Origin of the sequence: Pseudomonas fluvialis, assembly GCF_002835605.1 — a bacterium.
Lineage (GTDB): Bacteria > Pseudomonadota > Gammaproteobacteria > Pseudomonadales > Pseudomonadaceae > Aquipseudomonas > Aquipseudomonas fluvialis.
The window spans coordinates 16,247-32,580 of the sequence record NZ_PIYS01000002.1 but is presented as its reverse complement, the minus strand read 5'-3'; the positions used below and the strand labels follow the sequence as shown (position 1 = coordinate 32,580).

General features: G+C 63.1%; 14 protein-coding genes. 4 read left to right on the top strand and 10 right to left on the bottom strand.

The features are described 5' to 3' along the window. The 5 genes from CW360_RS00820 to recQ form a co-directional block, all read right to left on the bottom strand. Entirely contained in the window at positions 1-2,070 is a 2,070-nt protein-coding gene (locus CW360_RS00820) for a FimV/HubP family polar landmark protein (RefSeq protein WP_170307337.1), read from the bottom strand. 314 nt (positions 2,071-2,384) lie between these two features. Next, a complete protein-coding gene (locus CW360_RS00815) occupies positions 2,385-2,828 on the bottom strand; it encodes a MarR family transcriptional regulator (RefSeq protein ID WP_093985782.1) in 444 nt (147 codons plus the stop codon). Positions 2,829-2,898: 70 nt separating this feature from the next. Beyond that, entirely contained in the window at positions 2,899-3,915 is a 1,017-nt protein-coding gene (locus CW360_RS00810; protein ID WP_101192415.1) for a DUF2804 domain-containing protein, read from the bottom strand. A gap of 121 nt (positions 3,916-4,036) precedes the next feature. After that, on the bottom strand, positions 4,037-4,780 hold the full coding sequence (locus CW360_RS00805) for an SDR family NAD(P)-dependent oxidoreductase (RefSeq protein WP_093985784.1): 744 nt from the start codon (positions 4,778-4,780) through the stop codon (positions 4,037-4,039). Positions 4,781-4,895: 115 nt separating this feature from the next. Then, positions 4,896-7,019, bottom strand: coding sequence for a DNA helicase RecQ (gene recQ / locus CW360_RS00800; protein WP_101192414.1), 2,124 nt, complete (start codon positions 7,017-7,019; stop codon positions 4,896-4,898). 146 nt (positions 7,020-7,165) lie between these two features. Between recQ and CW360_RS00795 the strand changes: the two genes are divergently transcribed. Next, positions 7,166-7,753 carry a UPF0149 family protein gene (locus tag CW360_RS00795; RefSeq protein ID WP_093985786.1) on the top strand — a complete coding sequence of 196 codons (588 nt, stop codon included), beginning with the start codon at positions 7,166-7,168 and terminating at the stop codon, positions 7,751-7,753. Between the two features lie 7 nt (positions 7,754-7,760). Then, on the top strand, positions 7,761-8,150 hold the full coding sequence (locus tag CW360_RS00790) for a YbaN family protein (protein ID WP_101192413.1): 390 nt from the start codon (positions 7,761-7,763) through the stop codon (positions 8,148-8,150). Here CW360_RS00790 and CW360_RS00785 read toward each other — a convergent pair. The 5 genes from CW360_RS00785 to cysK form a co-directional block, all read right to left on the bottom strand. Next, positions 8,147-8,761 (bottom strand): tRNA-uridine aminocarboxypropyltransferase, encoded by a 615-nt coding sequence (locus CW360_RS00785; RefSeq protein ID WP_101192412.1) that lies wholly within the window; start codon positions 8,759-8,761, stop codon positions 8,147-8,149. The two genes, CW360_RS00790 and CW360_RS00785, sit on opposite strands and share 4 nt — an antisense overlap. Positions 8,762-8,806: 45 nt before the next feature. Beyond that, positions 8,807-10,372, bottom strand: a complete 1,566-nt coding sequence (locus tag CW360_RS00780; RefSeq protein WP_101192411.1) for a methyl-accepting chemotaxis protein — start codon at positions 10,370-10,372, stop codon at positions 8,807-8,809. A gap of 151 nt (positions 10,373-10,523) precedes the next feature. Beyond that, positions 10,524-12,254 carry a bifunctional isocitrate dehydrogenase kinase/phosphatase gene (gene aceK / locus CW360_RS00775; protein WP_093985790.1) on the bottom strand — a complete coding sequence of 577 codons (1,731 nt, stop codon included), beginning with the start codon at positions 12,252-12,254 and terminating at the stop codon, positions 10,524-10,526. A 93-nt stretch (positions 12,255-12,347) separates the two neighbouring features. Next, on the bottom strand, positions 12,348-12,923 hold the full coding sequence (locus CW360_RS00770) for a tetratricopeptide repeat protein (RefSeq protein WP_093985791.1): 576 nt from the start codon (positions 12,921-12,923) through the stop codon (positions 12,348-12,350). After that, positions 12,920-13,894 carry a cysteine synthase A gene (cysK, locus tag CW360_RS00765; RefSeq protein WP_101192410.1) on the bottom strand — a complete coding sequence of 325 codons (975 nt, stop codon included), beginning with the start codon at positions 13,892-13,894 and terminating at the stop codon, positions 12,920-12,922. Before cysK ends, CW360_RS00770 begins: the two co-directional genes overlap by 4 nt. A 201-nt stretch (positions 13,895-14,095) precedes the next feature. Between cysK and CW360_RS00760 the strand changes: the two genes are divergently transcribed. Further along, positions 14,096-14,941, top strand: coding sequence for an AAA family ATPase (locus tag CW360_RS00760; protein WP_101192409.1), 846 nt, complete (start codon positions 14,096-14,098; stop codon positions 14,939-14,941). Between the two features lie 188 nt (positions 14,942-15,129). Further along, the gene (locus CW360_RS00755) at positions 15,130-16,308 is read left to right on the top strand and encodes a vWA domain-containing protein (protein ID WP_093985794.1); all 1,179 of its coding nucleotides are present in this window, start codon (positions 15,130-15,132) and stop codon (positions 16,306-16,308) included. The last annotated feature ends 26 nt before the right edge of the window (positions 16,309-16,334 follow it).

The following is a 16,334-nucleotide window of genomic DNA, read 5'->3' as shown; positions in this document are numbered from 1 at the left end:
TCAGGCAATCCGTGCCAGCAGTTCGCGGGCCTCTTCCTGCTGCTGGCTATCGCCCTCGATGATGACCTCGTTGAGCACGCTGCAGGCCATGGCGATCTCATCACGCTCGATAAGGCTCATGGCCAGACGCAGCTTACCCAGGGTGTCGCGGTTTTCCGCCAGCTCGGGCAGATCGTCCAGTTCCAGTACCGGATCGTCGTTGCTGGCAAGACGCCCGGCGAATAGCGGATGCTCGTCGTGGTGCACTTCCTCGACTTCCGGCAGCTCGTGCAGGTTGCTACGAAACACCGGAGCCGCCGCCTTCTTACGCTCAGCTACTTCAGCAGGAGGCGCAAAGGGGGAAACCAGATCCCAGTCGGCATCCAGGCTCAATTCGTCAAGATTGAGGGTGAACTCGCCCTCCTGGGACGGCGTCGTCTGTTGCGCTTCGCTCGCGGCTTCAGGTTCGCGAATATCCAAAACCAGCTCGTCGAACAGCACTTCGCTGTCCTGTGCCTGCAGCTGGGGATAGGCATCGCGAATCTTTTGCAACTGTTCGGCACTCACGCCGCTGGCCAACAACTGCTCGTAACGCGCCTGGAACGCCTCGGCATTGCCCTGCAGGCCGTAGACATCAAGCAGACGCAGTTGCAGGTCCTGACGCTGCGGCTCCTGTTGCAGTGCCTGCTGCAGGGTATTCAACGCCTGCGTCAGGTTGCCGTAGGTCAGGTAGATATTCACCGCCTCCAGCACGTCCTGTTGCTTGGCAGGCCCCGTCTTGAGGGGCGGAGTGGGCGCCGTCAGGCGTGTCTCCGCCACGCTGGGTTGCGCGCGGTTGACCGCCGGCAGCGGCGCAGGACGCACTTCAATAGGCGCAGAAACCGGCGACGTGCGCCGACGCCCCAGCAGCCAGCCAGTCAAACTACTGAGCAACAGCATCAGCAGCCCACCCATGCCCAGGGCATAAGGGGCCTGGGGCGACTGCAGCCAACTGCCCTGGGCTTGCTGCGCCAGGCTCAAGGCCGCCTGCAGCTGTTGCTGCAGCTCGGCCACCTGGCGGTCTTTTTCGATCACCAACTGCTGCATTTCATCCAGCCGTGCCTGCAGGGCCTGCATGTCGCTACGCCGCTGCTCACGCTCAGTGGCCTGATTGGCCAGCAAGCCATCCAACTGCGCGCGCAGGTTGAGCAACTCGGCACTGGCCTGCGGAGTCTCCTGCGGCGGCGCGGCCTGCTCTGCCTCGGCCTGCTGCGGGGCTTTTACCAGCAGTTCCTCGGGACGCCCGACAGGCAGGCCTTCGAGTGCCTGGCTACGGCTTTCCGGTGCCGACAACGGCACCGGCTCGCTCGGCGGGCGCGGGATTGGCAGCGGGTCTTCGCTGAGTGCCGGGCCACTGCTGTGCACCTGCGCAGCATCCGGCAACAACAGCGAGGTGCCGATGCGCAGGCCACCGGCGCCCTGGCTAAAGGCTTGCGGGTTGAGTGCGTGGATACCGTCCATCAACTGCTGCTGGCTGAGCGTGCTGCCGGCCTGCACATAGCGCTGGGCGATACGCCACAGGCTGTCCCCTGACTGCACCACATAACGCAGACCGCGCTCCGCCGCTGGAGCCACAGGCACTGCAGCACGCTGTGCCAGCTCGGCCTGCGCCACCGCCATGGCCTGGGGCAGGGACGCCAGTGGCGCCTGCGCGCTACCCGGCGGATCGAGCAGCACGGTGTACTCGCGCAGCAGCACCCAGTTGGGCGTAGCCAACTCGACGATGAAATTCAGATAAGGCTCACGCACCGCACGACTCGAGCGCACTTCGATATACCCGGAGCGCCCACGTATCGAGGGCACGAAGCGCAGCTCCCGCAAGAAGTCCTCGCGCACGATGCCAGCCCGCTCGAAGGCATCCGCTCCAGCCAGGCTGACACGAAAATCGCTGGTATCCAGGCCGTTCAGCTCATCCAGCTCAATGCGCGCCACCAGCGGCTGATACAGGGCTGACTGCAGGCTGATCTCGCCCAGGCTGAGCGCTTGTGCAGCGGTGCTGTAGAGCATCCCACCCGACAGCATCGCCAACAGCAAGGTACGCACTTGAGCCATGTTTCCTCCCTTCACGGCCGCACACAGACGGCCTTTCGCTGGCAGGGTAGCCCCGCCTGGCCATCGCAGCATTGCACATGCGCCTGTCGGCCGCTGGCAATCTTGCCAACGCGCTGCCAATGGCCTGCTATTGATACGGCGCTGACTCAGCGAGGGTTTTGCCAACCCGAGACTACAGAGTGCGACCTGTTGTAATGCTGGCAGTATGCCTGAGCGCGAACGGCTTTGCACAAGCCTGCAGGCCCAATGCCATCAAGCACTTGCGCACTGCCGCACGAACATGACAAAAAAGCGTCAGCTTCCCGACAGCAGCGTCAAGGCTTCTCCAGCCTAGCCAGATTGCCAAGAATACGCTCATGCACCTGCTGACAGCGGCGCAGGTCTTCGGCCTCGATACCGGCAAAGGCTTCACGGCGCAACTGGGTGGAAATGGCTTCGATTTTCTCGATCAACGGCTTGGCCTTGGCACACAGCGCCACTTGCTTGGCGCGCCGGTCCTCCGGCACGGCCAGGCGCTCGACCAAGCCTTGCGCCTCCAGCGAGTCCAGCAGCCGCGCCAGGGTCGGGCCTTCCACGCCAACGCTCTTGGCCAGCTCACGCTGGGTCGGCAGATGATCGAAGCGCCCCAGATGCAGGAGCACCAGCCAGCGTGCCTGGGACAAGCCCAGGTCATTCAGCCGACGGTCAATCTCGGCGCGCCAGCTGCGCGACATCTGCGCCAGCTGCATCGCAAAACGGTGTTGATCCGGGTAAGACATGCAAACGCCTGCCAGCAAAAACTAATAATTAGTCGCCTAAGCATAACGTCGAAGACCGGCAAGGCCCAGCCTACCATTTGACGTACTGGTCCTCGACAAAGCCCCACTGGCCTTGCAAAGGCACCGCTGTCTCGCCCGCAGGCCGCAGCACACCGTGGAAGCGGCCGAATAACTGGCGGAAATCACTTGCAACAATCAGCGCATTCACCCGTTCATGATGCATGCCCGCCGGCTCGAAACGCAGCTCGACCTGGCCATCCTGGGAGCGAATCTGCCAGGGCTGCAGTGGCTGGCGACGGTCGAACTGAAAATGTACGCCGGACACCGGATACAACCGGCCATCCAGCCACAGGCAGTTTTCACTGAAGCTGGTCTCGTTCACCCCGCAGGACAGGTTGAGCCCCAGTCGTCGCCCGCCTACCGCGCCGGACAGGCAGGCCCAGTTCCAGCAGGTCTGCGGGCGCAGGAAACCGGCCGTCCAGTCATGATGGGCAAAAGCCTGCAAGGCCTGCAGATCAAAGTTGCCCAGGGCACTGCGCACCTGGCCGCTGCAGGTCACGCCGGCGACCTTCTGCGCATAGGCCCAGCCGTTGTTGGCAATCGGCGTGGCAATGCACATCGGCTGGAATGGCGGCTGCGCTTCGCTGAACGAAGCGTCGATCTGGGTACCATCGTCCAGCTCGACCCGCAGATGCTTCTCGGCACCGGCAGCCCGGTTTTCCAGACGCAACAGATTGCCCCGCCAACGCAGCTGGCAGACACCCTGCTGGGGATTCTGGGAAAATTCGCAGCCGAGGCCGAGCGGCAATTTGAAGCGGCGCTCCAGCAGGCGGCCGGTAGCCGGCTGGAACAGGTAGACGAAGCCCACCCCCAGCAGGCTGAGATTGGCCAGCGCACAACCACCGATCAACTGGTCGCTGATCAGCCCGAAATACTGGAACTGATGGAAACGCCGCCAGCGTGCCAGGGCGCCCAGACGCCGCCCCATGGGACTACGCAGGTCGTAATCGCGGTAGTTGACCTGCGCGGGCGGCACATCGAACACCCCCAGACGCGGCTGGCCATTGGCCTGGATCAGCGGTTGCATGGTTATCCCCCTCTTCTGCTACAGGCCTGTGGTGCGCAGCCTGGCAGGCGCAGACTAGCCGAGCGGCCGCCGCACTGCAGCGACCCAAACGGCCAGAATCAGGGGCCAATCAGGCCAGTGCTCAGGATAGGGTGAAACCGTTATCCACGACCCAGTCCTGCCCCCACACGCCCCGCGCACCGCGCGACAACTGGAACAGCACCACTTCGGCAACCGCCGCCGCGTCAAGGAACTCGCCACTCAGCAGGCGCTGGTTAACCCCGCTGGCCACCGCGGCCAGGGTCTCCTCCGGCAGGCCGAGCTTGCCCCAGATAGCCGTGGCGGTTGGACCGGGGGAAACCGTATTGACACGAATCTGCGCCGCGGCCAACTCCACCGCCAGGGTCCGTGCATAGGCCACCAGAGCGGCCTTGCTGGCAATATAGGCGGCCAGGCCAGGGAAGCTGCGCTGAACCAGGAAGGTGCCGATGAAAACCACCGCTGCCGGGCTGGCCAGCTGGCCGCGCAGTACCGCCAGGGTATTCAGCGCCCCATCGCCATTCACCGCCCATTGCCGGGCAAAGGCCTGCGGCTGAACGCCCTCGGCCAACTCGGCAATACCGGCGTTGGGCACCAGATAATCAATCGCCCCCAGCGGCTGTACATAGCGCGCCAGGGCCTGCAAATCAGCCGGCTGTGTGACGTCACCCGCCAGCCAGTGCAGCTGTTGCGGATAAGCGTGCTGCAAGGGCGCCAGCTCCCCTAGGGTGCGCGACATGCCCACCACGCGCGTGCCCGCTTCCAGGAGCAGACGACAGACCTCCAGACCAATGCCCGAGCTGCAACCGGTCACCACCGCCAGACGTTGGGAGAATTCGTTATGCATAGACAGGCCTCGCTGCACTGATCGTCAATGTAGGGCGCACTATCCAGCGCAGCGCTGCGTAGCGCCCATGATGGCGATCAACTTTTACCCGTCACACCAGCACGTAATCCCGGCACTACAGCTCGAACTCGGCCTGCAAGGCGGCGCGCACGCAATGCAGCACGCCCAGCTCGACACGACCGGCAAAGCGTTCGGCCAGCTCGCTGACAGCCGGCAGTTCACCCTCGCCATCGAGAAAGGCGTCCTGCAGCTCCTCACGCAGCGCTTCGGGCAGGTCGAGGGCCTGCTCCAGGCTCAGCTGCTGGGCAGCCAGTGCTTCGGCGAGCAGGGCATACACCTGTTTCTCCGAGCAATGCAGCTGACGGGCCATCTGCGCCGGAGTCATGCCGGCACGTGCCAGGCTAACCAGTTCGTGGCGCAGGTCGCGGGCCGCTGCCGGGCCGCCATCACCCGCCAGCACGTCAAGAAAGGCCTGGCCATAACGCTCCAGCTTGCGCGCCCCGACCCCGCTGACCTGCGCCATGTCACTGAGCGAGCGCGGCTGGCGACGCAGCATCTCCAGCAAGGTGGCGTCCGGAAAGATCACGTAGGGCGGCACGCTGTGTTCTTCGGCCAGTTGCCGGCGCAAACTGCGCAAGGCTTCCCACTGCACCCGCTCCTCGCCACGCACCAGCGAGCTGGCCGCACTGGCCGCCGGCTTGGCGGTCTTGCTCGGCAGCGGCTCGCGGCGCAATTCCAGCTGCACCTCGCCACGCAACAACGGCCGACACTGCTCGGTCAAACGCAAGCCACCGTAGCCATCCAGATCGATGTCCGCCAAACCCCGCGCCACCAGCTGACGGAACAGGGTGCGCCATTCGGCTTCGCTCAGCCCCTTGCCGACACCGAACACCGACAAATGCTGGTGTCCGGCACTACGGATCTTCTCGTTGTCACGTCCCAGCAGGATGTCGACCAGATGCCCGACGCCATAACGCTGGCCGCTGCGATAGATCGCCGACAACGCCTGGCGCGCCGCTTCGCTGGCGTCCCAGGTCTGCACACCATCGACACAGATATCGCAATGCCCGCAGGGTTGCTCCAGCACTTCATCGAAGTAGGCCAGCAACGCCTGGCGACGACAGCGGGTTTCCTCACACAGCGCCAACATGGCGTCGAGCTTGTGCTGCTCAACCCGTTTGTGGCGTTCGTCACCCTCGGAATTGCTGAGCATCTGTTTGAGGAAAATCACATCCTGCAGGCCATAGGCCATCCAGGCATCGGCGGGCAGCCCATCGCGTCCGGCACGTCCGGTTTCCTGGTAGTACGCTTCCAGGCTCTTGGGCAGATCAAGGTGGCAGACGAAGCGCACGTTCGGCTTGTCGATACCCATGCCGAAGGCAATGGTCGCCACCATGATCAGTCCTTCCTCGTTGAGAAAGCGCTTCTGGTGATAGGCCCGCAACTCGTTGCTCAAGCCGGCGTGATAGGGCAAGGCCGGATAGCCCTGTGCCGAGAGAAATTCGGCAACTTCCTCGACCTTCTTGCGTGACAGGCAATAGACGATACCGGCATCGCCCTTGCGCGCAGCGAGGAAGGCCAGCAACTGCTTGCGTGGTTGATCCTTGGGCTGGATGCGGTAAAAGATGTTCGGCCGGTCGAAACTCGACAGGTAGCGCCGGGCCTCCTGCAGCTGCAGGCGCTGGACGATTTCCTCGCGGGTGCGCTTGTCTGCGGTGGCCGTCAGGGCCAGGCGCGGCACCTGGGGAAACAGCTCGGCCAACTGGCCCAACTGCAGGTACTCGGGACGAAAATCATGCCCCCATTGCGAGACGCAGTGCGCCTCGTCGATGGCAAACAGGGCAATCCGCAGGCGCTGCAGGAAAGCCAGCATGCGCGGCTGCACCAGGCGCTCAGGAGCCAGGTAGAGAAACTTGATCTGCCCGACACGGATACGCTCGGCGATCTCGCGCTGCTCGTCGGCACCCAGTGTCGAGTTGAGTGCCACGGCCGCCACGCCCAGTTCATCGAGGGTCGCGACCTGGTCTTCCATCAAGGCGATCAGCGGCGAGACCACCACTGCCAAGCCTTCGCGCAACAGGCCAGGCACCTGATAGCACAACGACTTGCCGCCGCCGGTGGGCATCAGCACCAGGGCATCGGCGCCTGCGGCCACGCTCTCGACAATCGCCGCCTGCTGACCGCGAAAGGCGTCGTAACCGAAAACATCCTTGAGGATATGTAGCGCAGCTGAAGACATACAGGCTCCCGAAAGCAGGCCGCGCAGTATACGCCAGGCGGCCTGCAGCGGGGGGCTCGCCAGCCAGCGTGCCGCAGCGCGCGGCCGTGCTTTTGCCCGACAGGCGGGCTAGAATCAGCATTCGCATTCTTTCCAGGTGGTTACCCATGTCCTTCGCCGAGCAACTGTCCCGCTTGCAAGCCTTCCTCGATGCCGATGACCTGCACGAGCAGGCGCTGGACTACATTGCCGCCCACGGTTACCTCACCGCCCTGGCCATCTGCCCTGAGCCGGTTGCCGAGCGCGAGTGGATCGATGCCCTGTTCGCCGAGCCGCCGCATTACCGCAGCGACGCCGAACGCGACGAGATCGAAGCCACCCTGGTTCACCTCAAGACCCACATCAGCCGTCAGCTGGCCGGTGAAGAAGAACCCGAGCTGCCTTGCGACCTGGACCTGGGCGACGAGCCGGATGACTCCGACCTGCGCGGCTGGTGCATCGGCTTCATGGAAGGCGTGTTCCTACGTGAAGCCGTATGGTTCGAGGATGCCGAAGACGAAGTCAGCGAACTGCTGCTGCCGATCATGGTGGCGTCCGGGCTGTTCGACGAACAGCCGGAGTTTGCCGAAATCGCCCGTGACCAGGACCTGGTCGACAGCATGGTCGAGCAGATCCCCGAAGTGCTCACCGCCCTGTTCCTGCTGACCCAGGCGCCGGAAGAAAAGCCGGCACTGCTCAAGCCGCGTCACCACTGAGTAGCGCATGGCGGCCCGCCCGCATCGCTCGCTAATGATCCGCCTGCTGCTCCTGACAGTGGGCTGGTTGAGCGTCGGGCTGGGCGTGCTGGGGATTTTCCTGCCAGTACTGCCGACCACACCCTTCCTGCTGCTGGCCGCCGCCTGCTTCATGCGCAGCTCACAGCGTTTCTACCTGTGGCTGACCCACCACCGTCACCTGGGACCCTGGGTCCGCGACTACCTGAACGGCCAGGGTATTCCGCGCCGGGCCAAGGCCTATGCGATTGGCCTGATGTGGCTGTCCATCCTCTTCTCTGCCTACCTGGTACCCGTACCCTGGGTTCGCGTACTGCTGCTGATCAGCGCCAGCCTGGTCAGCCTGTACATTCTGCGCCTGCCCACCTTGCCGCGCTAATCGGCGGGCTGCGTAGTCTTAGGCGAATGATGACGCTGGTACAGCGCATCGCCCATCGCGGCGATCTGCCCATCGATCAGCGCCTCGAACGGCGCCAACAGTTCAGCAAAGCGCCCCTCGCCTTCCTGCAACTGCAACGCCACGACAACCGCCTCGATAGTCGACAGGGCACCTGCCAGCGGCGCCTTGCGCAGGCGATAACGCGAGGACAAACCGTTGGGCAGGCAGACCCGCGGCAGCGTCTGCAACAGCGGATTGCAGTAGAGCAGTCGGCGCGCCTTGCGCCAGGTACCGTCCGGCACGATCAGGCGCAGTGGCCGGTCATCGCCCTGCAGCGGCACCGGCAGCACGCGGGCTGACTCACCCGGGAACAGCAGGCAATCACGATAGCCCTGGTCGAGCCAGGCCGGCAGTTCGGCGAACACCTCGCCGATTTCCAAGCGGGCGTTGAGCAACCCGAGCGCCGCCAGGCGTGCCGTATTCAGGGCATGTCGTTGCTCGTCGGGGTGTTGCAGGATCAGCAGGTGAGTCTGACTGGGCAGGCGCGGAATCAGCCGGCACAGGCAGTGGCTAAGCGGGCGCTGACACTGCATACAGCGGGGACGGGACATGGCAACTCCTGGATGGCGGGCCAGTATGCCATGCCCTTCCGTGACTCAGCGGTTGAACCGTTCGGCCAAGCCATGCAGCGCGTCAGCCATATGCTGCAACTCCGCGGCGATCTGTGCGCCCTGACCAGCCTGTTGCGTGCTGTGCTCGGACAGCTCGGCAATCCGGCAAATCTGCCGGCTGATGTCCTCGGCGACATGACTTTGCTCTTCGGCTGCCGACGCCATTTGTTGGGTCATCAGGGTAATCTGCGAGACCGAGTCGGTAATCCCGCTCAGTGCCGTACGCACCGACTCGACGCTACTGACACTGTCACGCGAAATTGCCTCGCCACGCCCGGCGGTCTGCACGGCACGCTCAGCCCCCTGACGCAGCGCGGCAATGATCTGCTGGATCTGCTCGGTAGACTCACGGGTACGTGTCGCCAGGGCACGTACCTCGTCGGCCACCACCGCAAAACCACGCCCCTGCTCGCCCGCCCGCGCCGCTTCGATGGCCGCATTCAGCGCCAGTAGATTGGTCTGCTCGGCAATCGAGGTAATCACGTCGGCAACGCTGCCAATCGACTGGGTAGCCGAAGCCAACTCATTCACAGCCTGGCCGATATCATGCACAGCACGCGCCATCTGCAACATCGACTCGACGCTGCCGCCGACCAGATCACGCCCTTGCCGGGCCAGTTGGTCGGCCTCTTCGGCAGCATGGCTGGTGTGTTGTACGTTGTGCGCTACTTCCTGAATGGTGGTAGCCATTTCGGTGATCGCCGTGGCCGACTGGTCGGTCTCACTGCGCTGCTGATCCAGCAGGTCGGCCTCGGCAGTAGCCAGGCGTGCCGACTCGGCAGCACGACGGCGCACGCCTTCGGCGACATCCTCCAGGCGGGTCAGCGCAGTTTGCATGCGCGCTTCCTCGCTGATCATGGCCATGTCCAGCAAGGCCTGCGCACCGCGGCGGTCCGTATAGGTCAAGGCGACCAGGGCACTGGTGAAAGCCTTGGGATGCTCGGCCAGCGTTTCACGCATGGCCTGCCGTTGGCGATACAACTGCACGGCACCGGCGACAAACAGACTTACCACACTCAGCAGCATGGCCAGCCAGCCGGGCCACAACCACTGGCCCAGGAGCAACACAACCCCCGCCAGCAACAACGGCCAGGACTGACGCAAGTCTTCGGTCCAGGACTGCCAGCGCGGCACTGGGGGTTTCCCAGCCCGCAAGCGCGCATACAGTGCACTGGCACGCGCCTTCTGTGCCTGGCTGGGCAAGGTACGCACCGACTCATAGCCAATCATCTGGTTGTTTTCGTAGATGGGCGTGACATAAGCACTGACCCAGTAGAAATCACCCTGTTTACAGCGATTCTTCACCAGTCCCATCCAGGGCTTGCCCTGCTTGAGGGTGTCCCACATATGCGCAAACACAGCGCCCGGCATATCCGGGTGGCGCACCAGGTTATGCGGCTGCCCCAGCAGCTCTTCGCGGGCAAAGCCACTGATGGCAACGAAGGCGTCGTTGCAATAGGTGATCTTGCCGTGCAGGTCGGTGGTGGAGATCAATCGTTCCCGAGCGGAAAAAGTCCGTTCGTGCTGAGTAACCGGCAGATTGCTGCGCATACTGGCAATACCTGGCTTCCTTGGACGAAACGCGAAACGCGAGACACTGCCAAGTAATAGATCAGCTCAGGAAAACCTGCCGAAACGGTCGAGCATTTTTTTGTAACAGCCTCCCGGCGACAGCACATCACCGGGAGACCCGCAGCGCTTGTCAGCTCGGCGTGCTGAGCACTTCCTGGCGCCGGTAGGGGAACACATCAATCACCTTACCGGCGCGAATGGCCTCCTGCAGACCCTGCCAGTATTCCGGGGTAAACAGGTCGCCATGCAGCTGATTGAACAGCCGGCGCTGACGTATATCGGCAAACAAAAAGGTCGGGAATTCCTCGGGGAACACATCGTTGGGCCCCACCGAGTACCAGGGTTCGCTGGACATCTCGTCCTCCGGGTAACGGGCTGGCGGAATGCGCCGGAAGTTCACCTCGGTGAGGTAGCAGATTTCGTCGTAGTCGTAGAACACCACGCGGCCATGGCGAGTCACGCCGAAGTTCTTCAGCAGCATGTCGCCCGGGAAGATATTCGCGGCAGCCAGTTGCTTGATGGCCAGCCCGTACTCTTCCAGTGCCGCCCGTACCTGCGCTTCGTTGGCCTGCTCCAGATAGAGGTTAAGCGGCGTCATGCGTCGCTCCGTCCAGCAGTGACGCACTAACACCACATCACCCTCGACCTGCACCGTGGAAGGCGCCACTTCGAGCAGTTCGGCCAGGCATTCGGGTTCGAACTTGGAAAGCGGGAAGCGGAAGTCGGCAAACTCCTGGGTATCGGCCATGCGTCCGACACGGTCGACGCTCTTCACCATGCGGTACTTCTCGATCACCGTAGCGCGGTCGACGTTCTTCGACGGCGAGAAACGATCCTTGATGATCTTGAACACGGTATTGAAGCCCGGCAGGGTAAACACGCTCATGACCATGCCGCGCACCCCGGGCGCCATGATGAAGCGGTCATCGGTGCTGGCCAGATGGCGGATCAGCGCGCGATAGAACTCCGACTTGCCATGTTTGTAGAAGCCGATGGAGGTATACAGCTCGGCAATGTGCTTGCCGGGCATGATCTGCCGCAGGAAACCGATAAACTCGGCCGGGTAACCAACCCGCACCATGAAATAGGAGCGTGTAAAGGAGAAGATGATCGACACCTCCGCCTCGTCGGTGATCAGCGCATCGATGACGATGCCCTGCCCTTCGTGGTGCAGGAAGGGAATCACCAGCGGCCATTGCTCGTCGCGGGTGAACAGGCGACCTACCACATAGGCCCCCTTGTTGCGGTACAGCCGCGAGCTGTACAGCTCGATGGTCAGCTCAGGATCCTTGCACACCCAGTCCGGCAGGTTGTCCTGCAACTGCCGGGTCAGTCGTTCAAGATCAGCCGGCAGATCCACATAGGCCACTTCAAACTTGTACTCCTCGAAGATCTGCGCCAGACAGCTCTTCAAATTACCCTGCGGGTGGTAAGTACGTACCTGTGGTGGCCGCTCGTTGACCCGCAGTGCCGGGCGGGTGGTATGGATGAACATGCAGCCGTCACTGATCTGGTCGTGGCTGAACAGGCTGCAAAAAATCGAGTTGTACCAGGTCTCGGCCAGTTCATCATCGAAACGACTGTCGATCTGCGTGATGTAGGCGCTCTTGACCAGCGGCCAGTGCTGAACATCCAGTAACTGCTCGCCGGTAAAGGCCTGGCGCAGTGTCTGGATGGTCTGTTCGACCTTTTCCTCATAGAGATTGATGCGGGCCGCCGACGCCTGCTGGATTTCCTGCCATTGCGCTTGCTGGAAGCGCGTGCGTCCGCCATTGGTGATCTGGCGGAACTGCTCACGATAGTCGTCGAAACCCTCGAGAATCTGTCGGGCGATTTCGCCCGCCGGCCACTGCTGCCCCATGGAAAGCCCCTGCACTGCGTTGTTCGAAGGCATCAGAGTAGGGGCTGCGAGGGGCTGACCGCAACTGGCCGAAAGACTCAGGAACGGCCCGCCTCACTCACCACAGGGCGGCTCGCCGGCCAGCGGCGGCACCGCCAGCAACACATCACGACTACGCGCCTCCCCGGCATCACGCTGCTCGGCACTCAACTGCTCGCCCAGCTTGTCGCGCAGGGCCAGTACCTCCGCGTCACCGGCACTGGCCGCCAGGTTGAGCCAGGCATAGGCCTGCACACGATCCCTGGGCAAGCCATACCCCACCACCTGTAGCGCACCGAGCCGGGCCTGTGCAGCACTGCTACCCTGACGCGCGGCATGCAGCCAGCATTGCGCCGCACGCCGGTATTGCTGGCTGTCGTAGTAACGCTGCGCCAGGCTGACGGCAGCCGGACGCGAGCCCTGGCGCACCGCGGCACGCAACCAGCGTTCACCGCGCTGACCGGGCAACAGCTCGCCAAGCCGCCATTGCGCGTCCATCAGCCCGGCGTTGGCAGCCTGCTCCAGCAGGTAGAGCGCCTGCTCGCCGTCACCCTGTTGCAGGGCACGCAGGCCGGCCAGGTAGTCATCGGTGCCGTCGGCCTGCGCCGTACCCGCCAGCATCAGGCCGGCAGCCAGGCACAGCCATTTCACTGCTGCAGCTCCTGCTCGGTGAACAGCCCGTCAAACAGCATCGACGACAGGTAACGCTCACCGGAATCCGGCAGGATCACCACCAGGGTCTTACCCTGCATGGCCGGCTCCGCCGCCAGGCGTACCGCCGCGGCCATGGCCGCCCCGCAGGAAATACCGCAGAGAATGCCTTCCTCACGCATCAGGCGCAGGGCCATGGCCTTGGCCTCGTCATCGCTGACCCGCTCGACCCGGTCGATCAGCGTCAGATCGAGGTTCTTCGGCACAAAACCAGCACCGATACCCTGGATCTTGTGCGGTGCCGGCTTGAGCTCCTGGCCGGCCAGCGCCTGGGTGATCACCGGCGAGCTTTCCGGCTCCACGGCCACGGTGAGAATGGCCTTGCCACGGGTGTGTTTGATGTAGCGGGAAATGCCGGTCAGCGTACCGCCGGTGCCCACGCCGGAGACCAGCACATCGATAGCCCCGTCGGTGTCATTCCAGATCTCCGGCCCGGTGGTCCGCTCGTGGATGGCCGGGTTCGCCGGGTTCTCGAACTGCTGCAGCAACAGATACTGCTGCGGGTTGCTGGCAGCGATTTCCGCGGCTTTCTCGATAGCCCCCTTCATGCCCTTGGCCGGCTCGGTGAGCACCAGTTCGGCACCCAGTGCCTTGAGTACCTTGCGCCGTTCCAGGCTCATCGAGGCCGGCATGGTCAGCATCAGCTTGTAGCCCCGCGCGGCGGCCACGAAGGCCAGGCCGATACCGGTATTGCCGGAAGTCGGCTCCACCAGGGTCATGCCTGGCTTGAGCAGGCCACGTTCTTCGGCATCCCAGATCATGCTGGCGCCAATCCGGCATTTCACCGAATAAGCCGGGTTACGTCCTTCGATCTTGGCCAGCAAGGTGACACCCGACGGGCCAAGGCGGTTGATACGAACCAACGGGGTATTACCGATAGCCTGGGCGTTGTCGGCATAGATACGGCTCATGCGATGCTCCTTGGGGCGATGCAAAAACCCAAGACTAAGTGCAGCCGCCGGCAGCGTCCAGTCGGCGCACAGCTATGGACGGGTTCGCCCATAGCCTGACTGAATATCGCCACTGCGTTCACAGCCTAGCCGGCCTCAGGCTATAGTTCGCGCTTTACGCCAGTGGGCGCCGCCCCTGCATCACGTTGCGAGGATTCCCTGATGAAGTTCGAAGGCACCCAGTCCTACGTCGCCACCGACGACCTGAAGTTGGCAGTCAACGCCGCCATCACCCTGCAGCGCCCGCTGTTGGTCAAGGGTGAGCCAGGGACCGGCAAGACCATGCTCGCCGAGCAGCTGTCCGAAGCGTTCGGCGCCAAGCTGATCACCTGGCACATCAAGTCCACCACCAAGGCCCATCAGGGTCTCTACGAATACGATGCGGTCAGCCGCCTGCGTGACTCGCAACTGAACTCCGACAAGGTCCATGACGTTCGCAACTACATCAAGAAGGGCAAGCTGTGGGAGGCCTTCGAAGCCGATGAGCGGGTCATCCTGCTGATCGACGAAATCGACAAGGCCGACATCGAGTTCCCCAACGACCTGTTGCAGGAACTCGACAAGATGGAGTTCTACGTTTACGAGACCAACGAGACGATCAAGGCCAAGCAGCGTCCGATCATCATCATCACCTCGAACAACGAGAAGGAACTGCCGGACGCCTTCCTGCGCCGCTGCTTCTTCCACTACATCGCCTTCCCGGACCGCGACACCCTGAAGAAAATCGTCGACGTACATTACCCGGGCATCAGCAACGAACTGGTGGCCGAGGCACTCGACGTATTCTTCGACGTGCGCAAGGTGCCGGGCCTGAAGAAGAAGCCCTCGACCAGCGAGCTGGTCGACTGGCTGAAGCTGCTGATGGCCGACAACATCGGCGAAGCCGTGCTGCGCGAGCGCGATCCGACCAAGGCCATCCCGCCGCTGGCCGGCGCGCTGGTGAAGAACGAGCAGGATGTGATGCTGCTTGAGCGCCTGGCCTTCATGGCCCGCCGCGCTTCCCGATAAATCGGGCTGGCTGCGCGTCGGCCAGGCGGTGTTGAGGAGCGGTTCGAAATGCTCACTTACAGGCGTAAGCTGCGCTTTCTCACCCCTCCTCGCCTTGCCTGGCTCTAGCTCGCTCAGCCCTCGCACCGTGCAGTCCAGGCCAGCCTTCTGGCCCTGTGGCAATCAATGACTCTCTCGGGGGCACGCCCATGCTGCTCAACCTGTTCAATGAAATGCGCGCGGCCAAGGTGCCGGTGTCGGTCCGCGAACTGCTCGACCTGCACGATGCGCTCAAGCACCATGTGGTGTTTGCCGACATGGACGAATTCTATTTCCTGGCCCGTGCCATCCTGGTCAAGGACGAACGCCATTTCGACAAGTTCGACCGCGCCTTTGCCGCCTACTTCAAGGGCCTGGAGAACCTCGACCAGCATATCGAGGCGCTGATCCCCGAAGAATGGCTGCGCAAGGAATTCGAACGCTCGCTGAGCGAGGAAGAGCGCGCCAGGATCGAGTCACTGGGCGGCCTGGACAAGCTGATCGAAGAATTCAAAAAACGCCTGGAAGAGCAGAAGGAAAAACACGCCGGCGGCAATAAGTGGATCGGTACCGGCGGCACCAGCCCGTTCGGCTCGGGCGGTTTCAACCCCGAGGGAATTCGCGTGGGCGATGCCGGCAAGCGCCAGGGCAAGGCAGTCAAGGTCTGGGACCAGCGCGAGTACAAGAACCTCGATGATCAGGTCGAACTGGGCACACGCAACATCAAGGTTGCCCTGCGCCGCCTGCGCAAGTTTGCCCGCGAAGGGGCCGCCGATGAGTTCGATCTCGGTGGCACTATCGACCACACGGCCAAGGACGGTGGCCTGCTGAACATCCAGATGCGCCCGGAACGACGCAATACCGTCAAGCTGCTCCTGCTGTTCGATATCGGCGGCTCGATGGATGCCCACGTCAAGGTGTGTGAAGAGCTGTTCTCGGCCTGCAAGACCGAGTTCAAGCACATGGAGTACTTCTACTTCCACAACTGCGTGTATGAGTCGGTGTGGAAGAACAACCTGCGCCGTACCTCCGAGCGCTACTCCACCTTCGACCTGTTGCACAAGTATGGCGCCGACTACAAGGTGGTATTTGTCGGCGACGCCGCCATGGCGCCCTACGAGATCACCCAGCCTGGCGGCAGTGTCGAGCACTGGAACGACGAGGCCGGCTACGTATGGATCCGTCGTTTCATGGAGAAGTACAAGAAGCTTATCTGGATCAATCCCTACCCCAAGCACAGCTGGGACTACACGGCGTCCACCGGCCTGATCCGTGAGCTGATCAACGACCAGATGTACCCGCTGACCCTGCAGGGCCTGGAAGACGGCATGAAGTTCCTCTCCAAGTAACCACTCGCCCAGCCGCCGGCCTGGCG

Excerpts from the sequence above, each read along its gene's own strand:
- cysK (WP_101192410.1), bottom strand. The coding sequence starts at position 13,894 with ATGAGCCGTATCTATGCCGACAACGCCCAGGCTATCGGTAATACCCCG.
- CW360_RS00755 (WP_093985794.1), top strand. The coding sequence starts at position 15,130 with ATGCTGCTCAACCTGTTCAATGAAATGCGCGCGGCCAAGGTGCCGGTG.
- CW360_RS00815 (WP_093985782.1), bottom strand. The coding sequence starts at position 2,828 with ATGTCTTACCCGGATCAACACCGTTTTGCGATGCAGCTGGCGCAGATG.
- CW360_RS00780 (WP_101192411.1), bottom strand. The coding sequence starts at position 10,372 with ATGCGCAGCAATCTGCCGGTTACTCAGCACGAACGGACTTTTTCCGCT.
- CW360_RS00795 (WP_093985786.1), top strand. The coding sequence starts at position 7,166 with ATGTCCTTCGCCGAGCAACTGTCCCGCTTGCAAGCCTTCCTCGATGCC.
- CW360_RS00790 (WP_101192413.1), top strand. The coding sequence starts at position 7,761 with ATGGCGGCCCGCCCGCATCGCTCGCTAATGATCCGCCTGCTGCTCCTG.
- CW360_RS00810 (WP_101192415.1), bottom strand. The coding sequence starts at position 3,915 with ATGCAACCGCTGATCCAGGCCAATGGCCAGCCGCGTCTGGGGGTGTTC.
- CW360_RS00820 (WP_170307337.1), bottom strand. The coding sequence starts at position 2,070 with ATGGCTCAAGTGCGTACCTTGCTGTTGGCGATGCTGTCGGGTGGGATG.
- CW360_RS00760 (WP_101192409.1), top strand. The coding sequence starts at position 14,096 with ATGAAGTTCGAAGGCACCCAGTCCTACGTCGCCACCGACGACCTGAAG.
- CW360_RS00785 (WP_101192412.1), bottom strand. The coding sequence starts at position 8,761 with ATGTCCCGTCCCCGCTGTATGCAGTGTCAGCGCCCGCTTAGCCACTGC.
- recQ (WP_101192414.1), bottom strand. The coding sequence starts at position 7,019 with ATGTCTTCAGCTGCGCTACATATCCTCAAGGATGTTTTCGGTTACGAC.
- CW360_RS00805 (WP_093985784.1), bottom strand. The coding sequence starts at position 4,780 with ATGCATAACGAATTCTCCCAACGTCTGGCGGTGGTGACCGGTTGCAGC.
- aceK (WP_093985790.1), bottom strand. The coding sequence starts at position 12,254 with ATGGGGCAGCAGTGGCCGGCGGGCGAAATCGCCCGACAGATTCTCGAG.